This window comes from Celeribacter sp. HF31 (assembly GCF_011806455.1).
GTDB lineage: Bacteria > Pseudomonadota > Alphaproteobacteria > Rhodobacterales > Rhodobacteraceae > Celeribacter.
The window spans coordinates 290,304-304,097 of sequence record NZ_JAATOT010000005.1; the positions used below are offsets into that span (position 1 = coordinate 290,304).

Sequence of the window (13,794 nt, forward strand, 5' to 3'; positions counted from 1 at the left end):
TCCTCCCCTGATGCCCGGCGCGTCTCTGTTTCGGGGGTCAGGCCTTTTTCGGGCCGCCGTCCACCGAACAGAACATATCGTAGATCACTTCGAGGATGCGCTTCGGGCGGTCATCCGTCAAAGAGTAGTAGATCGCCTTGCCTTCGCGGCGCGGGGTCACGAGGCCCTCAAGGCGCAGCCGGGCGAGCTGTTGGCTCACCGCGGCCTGACGCGCGGACAGAAGGTCTTCGAGTTCCGTGACGGATTTCTCGCCGGTCACCAGATGACACAGGATCATCAGCCGCCCCTCATGCGAGAGGGCTTTCAAAAGCTGCGACGCATCGCAGGCGCTTGACATCATCACATCCATGTCCTCTTCGGACATGTTTTCGGTGATGATCGGTAAAGGCGAATTCACTTTGTCCACCCCATCTTCCTCAAAGATATGATTAAGTCTCTAAAAGGCGATCTGATCCATGATGGCGTCGATGCCCGCCTGCGCGCAGTCGGCATCGAGGTCCGGTCCGGGAGCGCCTGAGACTCCGATGCCTGCTACTATAGAGCCTGACGCCTCGATCACAAGACCGCCGCCAAGGGCCAGAGGTTCGCTCAGCTCACGGATGCCTGCCATCATCTCACCCGGCGCGGTCAATTCGCCCAAGGACAGCGTGTCGGTGCGAAACGAGACGGCGGTCCAGGCCTTGCGCCGTGCGGTCTCGAAGACGTGTAGCCCGGCGAAGCGGTCGCGTACGTAGACCTGCGGGATGCCAAAGCGGTCGACCACCATGACGCCGACCTGATAGCCCGCCTCGCGGCAGCTTTCCATCGCGGCGATGGCGGCGGTCTGGGCCACTTCGGGTTTCAGCACCTGAAAGGTGACGAAGGCGTCGTCGTCTTGCGCAAGCGCTGGCGTGGCCAAGGCCGCGGCCCCCATAGTGGCGCTTAGCGCCATGATTTTAAACAGTTTCATTCTTTCCTCCCTTGAATGTCCCTTATGTCTTTTCACTCGCCCGGCTGGACCTCCTGCGCCGGATCGCCCGTCGTGATCTCCTCGAAATCCGAATGATCGCGCAGCACCATGGTGAGCATGGTCCAGAACAATTCATCACCCGCGTAGCCCTCGATCCGGCCCTGTTCCTTCCCGTCCTCCACGAGGATGAAGGTGGGCGTAAAGATCACCGGGCCTTTGAATGTGAGGTCCTCTGGCTGGGGCGCGCGCAGGTCCACCCGGCGCAGCGGCGCATAGGCGCCTTCCGGCGTTTTCGGGTAAATCTCCGCGATCTCCGCGTTCCAGCGGGCGCAATAGGCACAGCCGTCCTGCTCCACCATCACCAGTTCCATTTCTGGTTCATTGGCGAAGGCGGGGAGAATCAGGGCGAAAAGGGTGGCCAGAGTGACCAGGATTCGTGTCAACATATCTCTACCGATTGACGGGTGCGACATAATCTACATAATTTGAATATATGAATGACACAAGCTTTGAGGCAATCACCAGGTGGTGACAGGCGCAAAGCTTGCGGGGAAGAGGAGCCCCGCCCGGGGGCGCATGGGCGCACAAACCGGGGGTCGGCCCGAGAGATCGGTTTGGGAGGACCATATGCTGGACGTGAATTTTATTTCTGCCCTTTTGGGCGGGCTGGTGGTGTTTTTCTCCCCCTGCATCCTGCCCATCGTGCCGTTTTACCTGTCCTATATGGCGGGCACCTCGATGGCGGACATCAATGCCGAGGGCGAATTGGCGCCGGGGGCGCGCAAACGCGCGATCCTGTCGTCGGTGATGTTCTCTTTGGGGATCATCACGGTCTTTGTCCTTCTGGGCGCGGCGGCGTTTTCGCTGTCTCAGGCGTTTCGCAGCCATCAGGACATCTTTCGCATCGCCTCGGCCGCCATCGTCTTTGTCATGGGGCTGCATTTTCTGGGCGTCATCCGCATCGGCTTTCTCAATCGTCAGTTCCAGATGCAGGCGGGTGACACGCGCAATATGACGGTCTGGTCGTCCTATATCGTCGGGCTGGCCTTTGCTGCCGGATGGACGCCTTGCGTCGGCGGCGTTTTGGTCGGCGTGGTGATGATGGCGTCCAACGAGGCGACGGCGATGCGGGGGCTGATCATGATGGTGGTCTTCGGCATCGGCATGACCGCGCCTTTCGTGGTGGCTGCCGTCTTTATCAAACCCTTCCTCAAATTTGCGGCCAAATTCCGCCGCCATTTGCCGAAGGTCGAAAAGGTGATGGGGCTTTTCCTCATCCTCTTCGCGATCTTGATCGTCACCAATTCGGTGAATGTGATCGCGGCGTGGATGTTGGAAACCTTCCCCTCTTTCGCGAACATCGGATCAAACGGGAGCCTGTAAAAATGTTTAAAATCGCACGACGCACTCTGATTTCTCTGGGTCTTTCTTTGGGCCTTGCGGCCTTTGCCTTTCCCGCGCTGGCGGTGGAAATGGGCGATGACGGGCTGCACAAGACCGCGTGGCAGCGCGACACCTTCAAGGACCTGCGCGAGGATTTGGCCGAAGCCAATGCGGAAGGGAAGCGTCTCTTGGTGATGGTGGAGCAGCGCGGCTGTATCTATTGCAAGAAAATGCACGAAGAGGTCTATCCCGACCCGGAGATCACGAAGATGATCGAGGACAATTTCTTTGTCATCCAGATCAACATGTTCGGCGATGTCGAGGTGACGGATTTCGATGGCGAGACCCTGCCGGAAAAGGACATGGTGCAGAAATGGGGCGCGTTGTTCACGCCGACGAATCTCTATTTCCCCGAAGAGGTGGCCGAAGGTGTCTCCGCAAAGGACGCGGCGGTGGCCACGGTGCCCGGCGCCTTTGGAAAGTTGACCACCTACAATATGATGCAATGGGTTTTGGATCATGGCTATGAAGGCGATGAGCCTTTTCAGAAATACCATGCGCGTCAAGTGGTTAGGCAACAAGAAGAGGGCGTGCTAAACGTCAGCGAATGATTTATGTTAGCGTGCAAAGGGTGCTGCAGTGCAGAATAATTCAATTATTTGAATTTGTCTCTTGCCCTGCGACAGAATGGCACGCTACGGTATGCAAAACAAACAACGCAGATATGCGGAAATATAAGCACAGTCTTTTAGGGAGGAGACATGAAACGTATCGCAACCTGTCTTGTTGCGCTCGGTCTGAGCACCGGTGCAGCATTGGCCGAAACGGCCCCCGGCGACGTTCAGTTCGACGACTACGGCGCGATTGAGGCCTCTCTGACCGGCACGCCGGGCAACGCGGAAGAAGGGCGCAAGATCCTGACCACGAAATCCATGGGCAACTGTGTCTCGTGTCATGCCGCCGACGCCTATGCCGATGTGCCGTTCCACGGCGAAGTCGGCCCCTGGCTCGATGGCGCGGGCTCGCGCTGGAGCGCTGCCGAACTGCGTGGCCTCGTGGTCAACGCCAAGATGACCTTCGAGGGCACTGTGATGCCGGCCTTTTACAAGGTCGACGGTTTCACCCGTCCGGGTGATGCCTACACGGGCAAGGCCGCGCCGGCCGATCTGCCGCCGATCCTCTCGGCCCAGCAGGTCGAGGACGTGGTCGCCTATCTGATGACGCTGACGGACGAGTGATCTTCCGTCGGATCCTGACACTTAGAACTTAGGAGCAAACCATGAATCTCACACGACGTGACGCTCTGGCTCTGGGCCTCGGTGCGACCGCGGCGGCGCTTTTGCCGCTGAGTGCGACCGCCGCTGCCGAAGACGCCATCGCCGCATTCACCGGGGGTGCCGAAGCGGGCGCGGGCGATCTGACCCTGACCGCACCGGAAATCGCCGAAAACGGCAACACCGTGCCGATCGCGGTCGATGCGCCGGGCGCCACCGCCATCGCGGTGTTCGCCACCGGCAACCCGACCCCGGAAGTGGTGGTGTTCAACTTCGGCCCGCTGGCAGGCAGCCAGGCGGCCTCCACCCGCATCCGTCTCGCTGGCACGCAAGACGTTGTGGCGGTTGCGAAAATGGCCGATGGCTCTTTCGTGCAGACCTCCGCGACGGTCAAGGTGACCATCGGCGGCTGCGGCGGCTAAAGCGTATTTTCAGGAGATAAAACAATGGCATCTGGTGTCAAACCCCGCGTGAAAGTCCCTAAATCGGCCTCTGCCGGTGAGGTGATCACGATCAAAACCCTGATTTCCCACCCGATGGAATCCGGCCAGCGCAAGGACAGCGACGGCAACGTCATTCCGCGCTCGATCATCAACCGTTTCACCTGTGAGTTTAACGGTGAAAGCGTGGTCGACGTGACCTTGGAACCGTCGATTTCGACCAACCCTTACCTCGAATTCGATGCGACCGTGCCTGAGGCCGGGGAATTCAAATTCACCTGGTATGACGACGATGGCTCCGTCTACGAGGAAGCCAAAGAGATCGCGATTGCCTGACCGGCGATCAGACCGGCTTTGCCGCACCAAGGTTGTGCGCGCCCGGGGAGGGGCGCGCACATTATCCCAGGGAGGAGAAACGCATGAAAATCAATAAAATGCTCAGCACGGCCGCGGCTCTGGCGTCGACTGTCACGGTGTTTGCCTCGGTGTTCGCACTGCCTGCCTTCGCCGATGAAGACGCAGAGCTTGTCATCAATGGCGAGATCGAGATCGTGACCAAGACGGCCGCCCCCGCGCATCTCGACGGTCATCTGAGCGAGATCATGTCCGGCTGGCGCTTCCGTTCGGATGACACGCAGGCGATGGAGATGGATGATTTCGACAACCCGGGGATGCTGGGCGCCGAAGCCGGGTTCGATCAGTTCGAAACCGTGATGGGGTCCGAGGGCAAATCCTGCATGGATTGCCACGACGGCGTCGAAAGCCTCGCCAATGTGCGTCCGACCTATCCGAAATGGAACGACGACAAGGAACAGGTCTACACCATCCAGATGCAGATCAATGACTGTCTGACCGAACAGATGGGCGCCGATGCGCAGAAATACGACAGCGGGATGATGTTGAACTTCGAGGCGGCTTTGGCGTCGGTTTCGCGTGGCATGCCGATGAATGTCGCCATCGACGGCCCGGCCCAGTCGACCTGGGAACAGGGCAAGGAGATGTATTACACTCGCTACGGTCAGCTCGATCTGTCCTGTGCCAACTGCCATGAGCAGAACTACGGCAACATGATCCGTGCCGACCATCTGAGCCAAGGTCAGACCAATGGTTTCCCGACCTATCGTCTGAAAAACGCCAAGCTCAACGGCGCACACAGCCGGTTCAAAGGGTGTATCCGGGACACTCGCGCGGAGACCTTCAACGCAGGGTCGCCGGAATTCGTGGCCCTTGAGCTTTACGTGGCGTCCCGTGGCAACGGCCTCTCGGTCGAAGGCCCCTCTGTCCGCAACTGATCTTTGACAGGGCCCCGCTTTGTGATGAGCGGGGCTTTGTTTCTCTCGATATATTCAAATTTGCGCATGAAACCTTGGGAAATGCTCAGGTTTTCTGCGTCCGACAACGGAGTTTGAGCATGATCTCACGTCGTGATTTCCTTCAGGTGTCCATGGCCGCCTCGGCCATGGTGGGCGCCTCCGGCTTTGGCAACTGGGCGCGTCTCGCCGCGCAACAGGCGTTGACGCAGGACCAGCTTTTGGAGTTCGACACTTTCGGCAACGTCTCCCTGATCCATGTCACCGACATTCATGCGCAATTGAAACCGATCTATTTCCGCGAGCCGGAGATCAACATTGGCGTGGGCGGGAACAAGGGCGCGGTGCCGCATGTCACGGGGGCGGATTTCCGCAAACTCTATGGCATCGAGGACAATTCTCCTTCGGCTTACGCGCTGACGTACAATGATTTTTCCGCTTTGGGCAAAGCCTATGGCAAGGTCGGGGGGCTTGATCGTGTGGCCACGGTGATCAATTCGATCCGCGCGGCACGACCGGACGCGTTGTTGCTCGATGGCGGCGACACCTGGCACGGTTCCTACACCTGCTACCACACGCAGGGCCAGGATATGGTCAATGTGATGAACGCGCTCAAGCCCGATGCAATGACCTTCCACTGGGAGTTCACGCTGGGCTCCGATCGTGTGCGCGAAGTGGTGGCCGATCTGCCCTTTGCGGCTCTGGGCGCCAATATTTTCGACGCTGAATGGGACGAACCTGCGGAAGATTTTGCGCCTTATAAGTTCTTTGAGCGTGGCGGCGTGAAGATCGCTGTCATCGGCCAGGCCTTCCCCTATATGCCCATCGCCAACCCCGGCTGGATGTTCCCGGAATACTCCTTCGGCATTCGCACCGAGCGGATGCAGGAAGTGGTCGACGAGGTGCGTGGCATGGGCGCGGAGCTGGTCGTTTTGCTGTCCCACAACGGCTTTGACGTGGACAAGAAGATGGCGAGCCTCGTGAGTGGCATCGACGTCGTTCTGTCAGGTCACACCCATGATGCGCTGCCGGAGCCGGTTCTCGTCGGCGAGACGATCATCATCGCGTCGGGGTCCAACGGCAAATTCGTCTCCCGCGTCGATCTGGACGTGCGCGACGGGCGGATGATGGGCTTTCGGCATAAACTCATCCCGATCTTCTCCGACGTGATCGAGCCGGACAAGGAGGTCTCGGCGCTGATCAACGAACAACGCGCGCCCTACGAGGAGGCGATGGGCGAGGTGATCGGCCAGACCGACAGCCTCTTGTATCGTCGCGGCAATTTCAACGGCACCTGGGACGATCTGATCTGTGACGCGCTTTTGAGCGAGCGTGAGGCGGACATTGCGATGTCGCCGGGCGTGCGTTGGGGGCCGAGCCTTTTGCCGGGGGATAATATCACCCGCGAGGACATCTGGAACGCCACCTCGATGACCTATGGCAAGGCCTATCGCAGCGAGATGACCGGCGAGTTCATCCATACGATCATGGAAGACGTGGCCGACAACATCTTCAATCCCGATCCCTATTACCAGCAGGGTGGCGACATGGTGCGGATGGGCGGTCTTGGCTACCGGATCGACATCACCAAGCCGCAGGGCGAACGGATTTCGGAGCTGACGCTGTTGAAAACCGGCGAGAAACTCGATCCGGCGAAGAACTACGTCGTGGCGGGCTGGGCCTCTGTGAATGAGGGCACCGAAGGGCCGCAGATCTGGGATGTGGTCGAGGATCACATCCGCAAACAGGGCACCGTGACGGTCGCGCCGAATACCTCGGTCGAGGTCATCGGCGCCTGAAAACGGGCCAGAACCAGAGCAAAATCATAAACGCACATCACGAGGGAGACACAACATGAGTGAGACCCAGAACGGTCAAAGTCGCCGCGCGTTTCTACGCGGTGCCGCGGCCACAGGCGTAGGTCTGGCTGCGAGCCAAGCCGCAGCCGAAGGTCCCGATCCGCTGATCACGGAAAAGCAGGATTGGGCGATGAGCCTCGGCGAAGGGGTTGATGAAACGCCCTATGGGCTGCCGATCAAATATGAGAGCGACGTCATTCGCCGCAATGTGCCGTGGCTGACCGCCGATCCGATCTCTTCGATCAACTTCACGCCGATCCATGCGCTCGACGGCACGATCACGCCGCAGGGCTGTGCCTTTGAACGGCACCACTCCGGCGCGATTGAGCTGAAAAAAGAAGACTACCGCCTGATGATCAACGGCTTGGTCGATACGCCGCTGGTCTTTACCTATGAGGATCTCGAACGCTTCCCGCGGGTCAATAAGACCTTCTTCCTCGAATGTGCGGCCAACACCGGCATGGAATGGGCGGGCGCGCAATTGAACGGCTCGCAATTCACCCATGGCATGATCCATAACATGGAATACACCGGCGTCACGTTGCGCACTCTGTTGGAAGAGGCGGGGCTCGACGCGGCGGGCGATCTTGCGGACAAATGGGTCTATGTCGAGGGCGCGGATGCCTCCTCGAACGGGCGGTCGATTCCGATGGAAAAGGCGCTCGACGATTGCATGATCGCGTTTAAGGCCAATGGCGAGGCGCTGCGCATGGAGCATGGCTATCCGGTGCGTCTGGTCGTGCCCGGTTGGGAAGGCAACATGTGGGTCAAATGGCTGCGCCGCATTGAAGTCACCGAGCAAGCCATTGAATCCCGTGAAGAAACCTCGAAATACACCGACACTCTGGCGGATGGGACCTCGCGCAAATGGACCTGGGTCATGGATGCGAAATCCGTGGTGACCTCGCCCAGCCCGCAGATGCCGATCAAACATGGCAAGGGGCCTTTGGTGATCACAGGTCTCGCGTGGTCGGGGCGCGGTGCTATTACGGGCGTCGATGTGTCGAAAGACGGCGGCAAGACTTGGGAGAAGGCGCGTCTGGCCAATCCGGGCGAACCGATGGCGCTGACGCGGTTCTATCTTGATACCACTTGGGACGGTGAGGAAATGCTCCTGCAAAGCCGTGCCCATGACGACACGGGCTATGTTCAGCCGACCAAAGCGCAGCTCAGAGAGGTGCGCGGCGAGAACTCCGTCTATCACAACAACTGTATCCAAACCTGGCATGTCAAATCGAACGGGGAGGCGGAAAATGTCGAAGTTTCTTCCTAAACTGATCCTCACCACCGCACTTTCTGCAACGTTGGCGATGCCGGCTTTCGCCGAGAAACTCGGCCTCGGTCGCGCGGCTCTGCCCGAAGAAATCGCCGCGTGGAACCATGACATTTCGCCCAATGGCGACGGGCTTCCGATTGGCTCAGGTTCGGTCGAAGATGGCGAGATGATCTTCTCCGAGAACTGCGCCGTCTGTCACGGTGAATTCGCGGAAGGTGTTGATAACTGGCCCAAATTGGCGGGCGGTGACGGGACGCTGGCCGACAAGGACCCGCTGAAAACCGTTGGCTCTTACTGGCCTTATCTGTCCACTGTCTATGACTATGTCCGTCGCTCGATGCCCTTCGGCGCGGCGCAGACCATGTCGGACGACGATGTTTATGCGATCACGGCCTATATCCTCTATTCGAACTACATCGTGGAGGATGATTTCGTGCTCTCGAACGAGAACTTCCTCGAGGTCGAGATGCCGAATGCCGAAGGCTTCATCACCGATGATCGCGCGGAGACGGAATACACGATCTTCACCGAGGAAAACGCCTGTTACGAGAACTGCAAGGAGACGGTCGAGATCACCAAACGCGCGACCGTTCTGGATGTGACGCCGGAGGAGGAGACGAGGGAAGCCGCAGCAGAGCCTGTCGCTGAGGAGACGGTTCAGGTCGCGATGGCGGAAGAAACACCTGCGGAAGCGGCGCCGGTCGAAGAGGCCCCCGTTGAACTGGCTGCGGCCGAGATTGACGAGGCCTTGGCCGCCGAGGGTGAAAAGGTCTTTCGCAAGTGCAAAGCCTGTCACCAGGTGGGCGAGGGCGCCAAGAACCGCACCGGTCCGGTCCTCAACGGCGTGCTCGGCGCCACCATCGGCCATGTGGAAGATTTCAAATATTCCAATGACTTCATGGACGCGCGTGAGGAAGGTTTCACCTGGACCGAAGAGAACCTGACCGCTTATCTGCACCGGCCCAAGGCGATGTTCCCGAAGACCAAAATGTCTTTTGCCGGGCTGAAAAGCGACGACGACATCGCGGCGGTGATCGAATACCTGAAGGCCACGACACAATAAGGGCGAACCAGATCGTGAGAGGGCGGCTATCGGGCCGCCCTTTTTTCATGATACGCTCAAAGACAGGGAGGATGTTCACAATGAAAACAGTGTTCAAAATAGCCACGCTGGCCTTGGTCCTCGCGACCCCCGCTTGGGCGAATGATCTCGCAAGCGACCAAGCGATCACTTATGAGTATGACGGCACATTCGACGACGCGACCTTCGCGGTCGAGGATGCCATCGTTTCCAAAGGTCTGGTGATCGACTATCGCTCGCACACCGGCGAGATGTTGGAGCGCACAAAAGCGGATGTCGGCTCCGAGGTGACGATTTTCGACGCGGCGGATGTGTTCCTGTTCTGCTCGGCGGTCGTCTCGCGGCAAGTGATGGAGGCCGATCCCGGCAATATCGTGCATTGCCCCTATTCGATCTACGTCGCGGATCGTGAGGGCAAGGTCACCATCGGCTTTCGCGATTATCCAGACGGTCCGATGCAGGCGGTCGAAGATTTGCTGACAGAGATTGTCGAAGAGGCCACGAGCTTCTAAATAAACCCCTTAAGCCGAAAGGGGTAGAGGATGGATTGGATCGACCGGTTTGCGGGGCTCTCGACACTGGAACCCAAGGTGCGGGCGCGCCTTGTGACGCAATCGCAGATCGTTCATCTGCCCGCCGGGACCCTGTTGTTCGGCCCCGGCAAACGCCCAGAGAATCTGTTGATGCTCATCGAAGGCACGGTGCGGGTGCAACAGACCACCGAAGCGGGGCGCGAGATCGTGCTTTACCGCGTGCATGCGGGGGAAAGCTGTGTGATGACCACGGCTTGTCTGCTGGCCTATGAAGACTATAGCGCCGAGGGCATTGCTGAGACGGAGGTTGACGCCGTCGCCATCCCGCGTCGGGTGTTCGACGATCTGGTCGCCACCTCGCAGAGTTTCCGCAATTTCGTGTTTTCCGCCTATTCGCGCCGGATCACCGATCTGTTCCATGTGATCGAAGAGATTGCGTTTCAAAAGATCGATATTCGGCTGGCGCAGAAGCTGTTGGAGCTGACGAACGGCGGACCGGTTCTCAGGGCAACTCATGCGCAACTGGCCGCAGAACTGGGCTCTGCGCGTGAGGTGATCTCGCGTCAGTTGCAGGAATTCCAACGCCGCGGATGGGTTCAAACCGCCCGCGGCGAGGTCAAGCTGACGGATCGCGAGGCGCTGGACGCGCTCGCGCATTCCGCCTGATTATTTCGTCTTGCAGGTGTTGATCCCGAGGATCGAGTACAGCACGCAGCTTTGCATCAGCCCGGTGGCCAGCGGGATGATCCCCAAGAGGTACAGCCAGCGCATGGACGCATCGGCGTTCAGGAAGAAGCCGAGGATAAGCGCAAGGCCGACAACGATGCGCAGGATGCGGTCGATGCCGCCGACATTTTTTTTGAGCATGAAACTCTCCATTGGTTAACCACTGGTAAGCTACTGCCCCGCGCGCCCGCCTGTCTGTAACAAACTCACATCCAGCATATAGGTTGAACGCTTTTTCTCTGGCCGACGAAAACGAGCCAAATGTTCGATTTATACAAAAACAAAGCGGGGCCTCGCATGAGACCCCGCCAAATGGTTCGAAAAGGGAGGATTTAGTCCATCGCTTTGAAGTTCAGAGCGACCCCGTCCTTGATGCCGGAGAACCAGCGGGCGGTGACTTTTTTCGTCTTGGTGTAGAATTTGAACGCATCCGGGCCGTATTGGTCGAGATCGCCAAAAGCGGATTTTTTCCAGCCGCCGAAGGAGAAGTAGGACAGCGGCACAGGGATCGGGAAGTTGATGCCCACCATGCCGACATCGACACGGGCGGCAAAGTCCCGCGCGGTGTCGCCATCGGCGGTGTAGATCGCGGTGCCGTTGCCATATTGGTTGTCGAGAATGAGGTTAAGCGCATCTTCATAGCTGTCCATCCGCACGGTGGAAAGCACCGGGCCAAAGACCTCTTCTTTGTAGATGTCCATCTCCGGGGTGACGTTGTCAAAGAGCGTCGGGCCGACGAAATAGCCGTTCTCATAGCCCTGGATTTTCATGCCACGTCCATCGGTCAACAGCGTCGCGCCCTGGTCCACACCGGAGGTGATGAGCCCCTCAATGCGCTCTTTGGCCTGTGCGGTGATCACCGGACCGTAGTCCGTGTCGTCACCGGCGGTGTAGGGGGCCACTTTGAGCTTTTCGATCTTCGGCACCAGCTTTTCGATCAGACGATCTGCGGTCTCTTTGCCCACGGGCACGGCGACGGACACAGCCATGCAGCGTTCGCCAGCGGCGCCAAACCCGGCCCCGACCAGCGCGTCGGCGGCCTTATCGAGATCGGCGTCGGGCATGATGATCATGTGGTTCTTCGCCCCACCGAAACATTGCGCGCGCTTGCCGTTCGTGGCCGCACGACCATAGATATATTGCGCGATGGGCGTGGAGCCGACAAAGCCCACGGCTTGAATGGTCTCATTGTCGAGGATCGCGTCGACCGCCTCTTTGTCGCCATGGACGACCTGCAAAACGCCATCCGGCAGACCGGCCTGTTGGAACAGCTCGGCGAGCATCAGGGATGTCATCGGCGTGCGCTCGGACGGCTTCAGGATCATCGCGTTGCCGGAGGCAATCGCAGGCGCCATTTTCCAAAGCGGGATCATCGCCGGGAAGTTGAAGGGCGTGATGCCTGCGACAACGCCAAGCGGCTGGCGGATGGAATAAAGGTCAATGCCCGGACCCGCATCACCGACGAATTCGCCTTTGAGCAAAGCCGGCGCGCCCATGCAGACCTCGACCACTTCGAGGCCACGTTGCACATCGCCTTTGGCATCGGGGATCGTCTTGCCGTGCTCGCGCGACAGGCACTCGGCCAAGGCGTCCATGTTCTCGTTGATCAACTGACCGAATTTCATGAACACACGGGCGCGGCGCTGCGGGTTCACCTTGGCCCATTCTTTTTGGGCGACAGCGGCTTTCTCGACCGCATCGGCCAGCTCGGCGGGTGTGGCGAGCGGCACTTTGGCGATGACTTCGCCGGTGGCCGGGTTGCGCACTTCGGAGAAACGGCCGGATGTGCCAGCGACATAGGCGCCGTTGATGAAATGTTTGAGCTCTTGCATGGAAACCTCCTGATCGTTGAGGGCAAGTTTAACTTTGCGTTTTTGTCTCTAAAAGAGAGAAGATTTCAAAAACATTTTGCATTTTCGCAATGATGGAGCTTTGTTGAACTGCAATTGCGCAGGGTGCGGATCACATCAAAAACGGACGAGGCGAAGGCGATGAATTGGGATGATTTGCGGGTGTTTCTGGCGGTGGCGCGCACGGAAAGCCTGTCGGGGGCTGGGCGACAATTAAAGATCGACCCGGCCACGGTGGGGCGGCGCATCGCGCGGCTCGAAGAGGGGCTGGGCGCGCCCCTGTTTGCGAAATCCCCGCAGGGCTATGAGCTGACGCGGGATGGCGGGCGGCTTTTGGCCCATGCGGAGGCGGCGGAACAGGCGGTGTCCCTGGGGCTCGATGACCTGACCGGTGATGGCGACGAACAGCTCAAGGGCGCGATCCGAATCGGTGCGCCGGATGGCTGTGCAAACTATGTGCTGCCGCGCGTCGTGGCGCGAATCGCCGAGGAGCACCCGGAGCTTGAGGTGCAGATCATCGCGCAGCCGCGGCTTTTCAGCCTGTCGAAACGCGAGGTCGATCTTTATGTCAGCGTGTCTCCACCAACCTCGGGGCGTTTGCTGGTGCAGAAGATCACGGACTATCACCTCTCGCTTGCGGGCATGCGCTGGTATCTGCGCCAGCACGAGGACATCGTGACGCGAGAGGATCTGAAACGGCACAAATTGGTCGGCTATGTGCCCGATCTGATTTTCGACAAGGAACTCGACTATCTTGAGGAAATCGGCGCCAGCGAGGCCGATTATACGTCGAATTCCGTCTCTGTGCAGCTCAACATGATCCGCGCGGGGCTGGGCGTAGGGGTCGTGCACGACTTTTGCCTGCCCTATGTGAACCGCATGGTGCGGGTGCTGCCCGACGAAGTGCGGCTCAAACGCGCCTTCTATCTGGTGCGCCACGCAGATGACCGCAAAGTCGAACGCCTGTCGCGGTTTTCCGAGGTTTTGTGCCAAAGCATGCGTGAGGTGGTCGAACAACTTGAACGCGAAGCTTGACAGAGTGTCGCAGGCAGTGAACGCTAACATCAGGGAGACACAGGAAAAACGCGCGCGAGCGCATCAGATATTTTAGGG

At 59.1% G+C, this 13,794-nt stretch carries 17 protein-coding genes; 12 read left to right on the forward strand and 5 right to left on the reverse strand.

The genetic code is table 11. The features are described 5' to 3' along the window. Positions 1 to 37: 37 nt before the first annotated feature. The 3 genes from HCZ23_RS13025 to HCZ23_RS13035 all read right to left on the reverse strand — a co-directional run bounded on the left by HCZ23_RS13025 (position 38) and on the right by HCZ23_RS13035 (position 1,395). On the reverse strand, positions 38 to 364 hold the full coding sequence (locus HCZ23_RS13025) for a helix-turn-helix transcriptional regulator (RefSeq protein WP_167602256.1): 327 nt from the start codon (positions 362 to 364) through the stop codon (positions 38 to 40). Positions 365 to 436: 72 nt separating this feature from the next. Next, on the reverse strand, positions 437 to 949 hold the full coding sequence (locus tag HCZ23_RS13030; protein WP_175580906.1) for a heme-binding protein: 513 nt from the start codon (positions 947 to 949) through the stop codon (positions 437 to 439). 32 nt (positions 950 to 981) lie between these two features. Beyond that, a complete protein-coding gene (locus HCZ23_RS13035; RefSeq protein ID WP_167602150.1) occupies positions 982 to 1,395 on the reverse strand; it encodes a hypothetical protein in 414 nt (137 codons plus the stop codon). A 181-nt stretch (positions 1,396 to 1,576) separates the two neighbouring features. Here HCZ23_RS13035 and HCZ23_RS13040 point away from each other — a divergent pair, with 181 nt between their 5' ends. The 11 genes from HCZ23_RS13040 (at position 1,577) to HCZ23_RS13090 (ending at position 10,771) form a co-directional block, all read left to right on the forward strand. Beyond that, the gene (locus HCZ23_RS13040) at positions 1,577 to 2,332 is read left to right on the forward strand and encodes a cytochrome c biogenesis CcdA family protein (protein WP_167602151.1); all 756 of its coding nucleotides are present in this window, start codon (positions 1,577 to 1,579) and stop codon (positions 2,330 to 2,332) included. Between the two features lie 89 nt (positions 2,333 to 2,421). Then, entirely contained in the window at positions 2,422 to 2,943 is a 522-nt protein-coding gene (locus HCZ23_RS13045) for a thioredoxin family protein (protein ID WP_254870319.1), read from the forward strand. Positions 2,944 to 3,093: 150 nt separating this feature from the next. Further along, complete coding sequence (gene soxX / locus HCZ23_RS13050; RefSeq protein WP_167602153.1) at positions 3,094 to 3,570, forward strand: sulfur oxidation c-type cytochrome SoxX; 477 nt, start codon at positions 3,094 to 3,096, stop codon at positions 3,568 to 3,570. 41 nt (positions 3,571 to 3,611) lie between these two features. Further along, positions 3,612 to 4,028, forward strand: coding sequence for a thiosulfate oxidation carrier protein SoxY (gene soxY, locus HCZ23_RS13055; protein WP_167602154.1), 417 nt, complete (start codon positions 3,612 to 3,614; stop codon positions 4,026 to 4,028). A gap of 24 nt (positions 4,029 to 4,052) precedes the next feature. Further along, positions 4,053 to 4,382, forward strand: coding sequence for a thiosulfate oxidation carrier complex protein SoxZ (gene soxZ, locus HCZ23_RS13060; RefSeq protein ID WP_167602155.1), 330 nt, complete (start codon positions 4,053 to 4,055; stop codon positions 4,380 to 4,382). An 83-nt stretch (positions 4,383 to 4,465) separates the two neighbouring features. Further along, positions 4,466 to 5,338, forward strand: coding sequence for a sulfur oxidation c-type cytochrome SoxA (gene soxA, locus HCZ23_RS13065; protein ID WP_167602156.1), 873 nt, complete (start codon positions 4,466 to 4,468; stop codon positions 5,336 to 5,338). A gap of 119 nt (positions 5,339 to 5,457) precedes the next feature. Continuing rightward, positions 5,458 to 7,155, forward strand: coding sequence for a thiosulfohydrolase SoxB (gene soxB / locus HCZ23_RS13070; protein WP_167602157.1), 1,698 nt, complete (start codon positions 5,458 to 5,460; stop codon positions 7,153 to 7,155). A 55-nt stretch (positions 7,156 to 7,210) separates the two neighbouring features. Next, the gene (gene soxC, locus HCZ23_RS13075; RefSeq protein ID WP_167602158.1) at positions 7,211 to 8,488 is read left to right on the forward strand and encodes a sulfite dehydrogenase; all 1,278 of its coding nucleotides are present in this window, start codon (positions 7,211 to 7,213) and stop codon (positions 8,486 to 8,488) included. Beyond that, positions 8,469 to 9,554, forward strand: coding sequence for a c-type cytochrome (locus tag HCZ23_RS13080; RefSeq protein ID WP_167602159.1), 1,086 nt, complete (start codon positions 8,469 to 8,471; stop codon positions 9,552 to 9,554). Before soxC ends, HCZ23_RS13080 begins: the two co-directional genes overlap by 20 nt. A gap of 80 nt (positions 9,555 to 9,634) precedes the next feature. After that, entirely contained in the window at positions 9,635 to 10,084 is a 450-nt protein-coding gene (locus HCZ23_RS13085) for a DUF302 domain-containing protein (RefSeq protein WP_167602160.1), read from the forward strand. A 30-nt stretch (positions 10,085 to 10,114) separates the two neighbouring features. Beyond that, positions 10,115 to 10,771, forward strand: coding sequence for a Crp/Fnr family transcriptional regulator (locus tag HCZ23_RS13090; RefSeq protein ID WP_167602161.1), 657 nt, complete (start codon positions 10,115 to 10,117; stop codon positions 10,769 to 10,771). On the opposite strand, the gene HCZ23_RS13095 is transcribed toward HCZ23_RS13090, so the two are convergent. Both HCZ23_RS13095 and HCZ23_RS13100 read right to left on the reverse strand, forming a co-directional pair. Next, positions 10,772 to 10,972: a DUF2892 domain-containing protein gene (locus HCZ23_RS13095; protein WP_167602162.1), complete on the reverse strand. Its 201-nt coding sequence runs from the start codon at positions 10,970 to 10,972 to the stop codon at positions 10,772 to 10,774. 191 nt (positions 10,973 to 11,163) lie between these two features. After that, positions 11,164 to 12,663 carry a CoA-acylating methylmalonate-semialdehyde dehydrogenase gene (locus HCZ23_RS13100; RefSeq protein ID WP_167602163.1) on the reverse strand — a complete coding sequence of 500 codons (1,500 nt, stop codon included), beginning with the start codon at positions 12,661 to 12,663 and terminating at the stop codon, positions 11,164 to 11,166. 159 nt (positions 12,664 to 12,822) lie between these two features. Here HCZ23_RS13100 and HCZ23_RS13105 point away from each other — a divergent pair, with 159 nt between their 5' ends. Further along, positions 12,823 to 13,716, forward strand: a complete 894-nt coding sequence (locus HCZ23_RS13105; protein WP_167602164.1) for a LysR family transcriptional regulator — start codon at positions 12,823 to 12,825, stop codon at positions 13,714 to 13,716. Positions 13,717 to 13,794: the final 78 nt, after the last annotated feature.

Bases quoted from the DNA above. Each gene is read 5' to 3' on its own strand.
- HCZ23_RS13035 (WP_167602150.1), bottom strand. From the start codon at position 1,395: ATGTTGACACGAATCCTGGTCACTCTGGCCACCCTTTTCGCCCTGATT.
- HCZ23_RS13085 (WP_167602160.1), top strand. From the start codon at position 9,635: ATGAAAACAGTGTTCAAAATAGCCACGCTGGCCTTGGTCCTCGCGACC.
- soxY (WP_167602154.1), top strand. From the start codon at position 3,612: ATGAATCTCACACGACGTGACGCTCTGGCTCTGGGCCTCGGTGCGACC.
- HCZ23_RS13025 (WP_167602256.1), bottom strand. From the start codon at position 364: ATGTCCGAAGAGGACATGGATGTGATGATGTCAAGCGCCTGCGATGCG.
- soxC (WP_167602158.1), top strand. From the start codon at position 7,211: ATGAGTGAGACCCAGAACGGTCAAAGTCGCCGCGCGTTTCTACGCGGT.
- soxB (WP_167602157.1), top strand. From the start codon at position 5,458: ATGATCTCACGTCGTGATTTCCTTCAGGTGTCCATGGCCGCCTCGGCC.
- HCZ23_RS13090 (WP_167602161.1), top strand. From the start codon at position 10,115: ATGGATTGGATCGACCGGTTTGCGGGGCTCTCGACACTGGAACCCAAG.
- soxA (WP_167602156.1), top strand. From the start codon at position 4,466: ATGAAAATCAATAAAATGCTCAGCACGGCCGCGGCTCTGGCGTCGACT.
- soxZ (WP_167602155.1), top strand. From the start codon at position 4,053: ATGGCATCTGGTGTCAAACCCCGCGTGAAAGTCCCTAAATCGGCCTCT.
- HCZ23_RS13080 (WP_167602159.1), top strand. From the start codon at position 8,469: ATGTCGAAGTTTCTTCCTAAACTGATCCTCACCACCGCACTTTCTGCA.
- HCZ23_RS13040 (WP_167602151.1), top strand. From the start codon at position 1,577: ATGCTGGACGTGAATTTTATTTCTGCCCTTTTGGGCGGGCTGGTGGTG.
- HCZ23_RS13105 (WP_167602164.1), top strand. From the start codon at position 12,823: ATGAATTGGGATGATTTGCGGGTGTTTCTGGCGGTGGCGCGCACGGAA.
- soxX (WP_167602153.1), top strand. From the start codon at position 3,094: ATGAAACGTATCGCAACCTGTCTTGTTGCGCTCGGTCTGAGCACCGGT.
- HCZ23_RS13095 (WP_167602162.1), bottom strand. From the start codon at position 10,972: ATGCTCAAAAAAAATGTCGGCGGCATCGACCGCATCCTGCGCATCGTT.
- HCZ23_RS13100 (WP_167602163.1), bottom strand. From the start codon at position 12,663: ATGCAAGAGCTCAAACATTTCATCAACGGCGCCTATGTCGCTGGCACA.
- HCZ23_RS13045 (WP_254870319.1), top strand. From the start codon at position 2,422: ATGGGCGATGACGGGCTGCACAAGACCGCGTGGCAGCGCGACACCTTC.
- HCZ23_RS13030 (WP_175580906.1), bottom strand. From the start codon at position 949: ATGAAACTGTTTAAAATCATGGCGCTAAGCGCCACTATGGGGGCCGCG.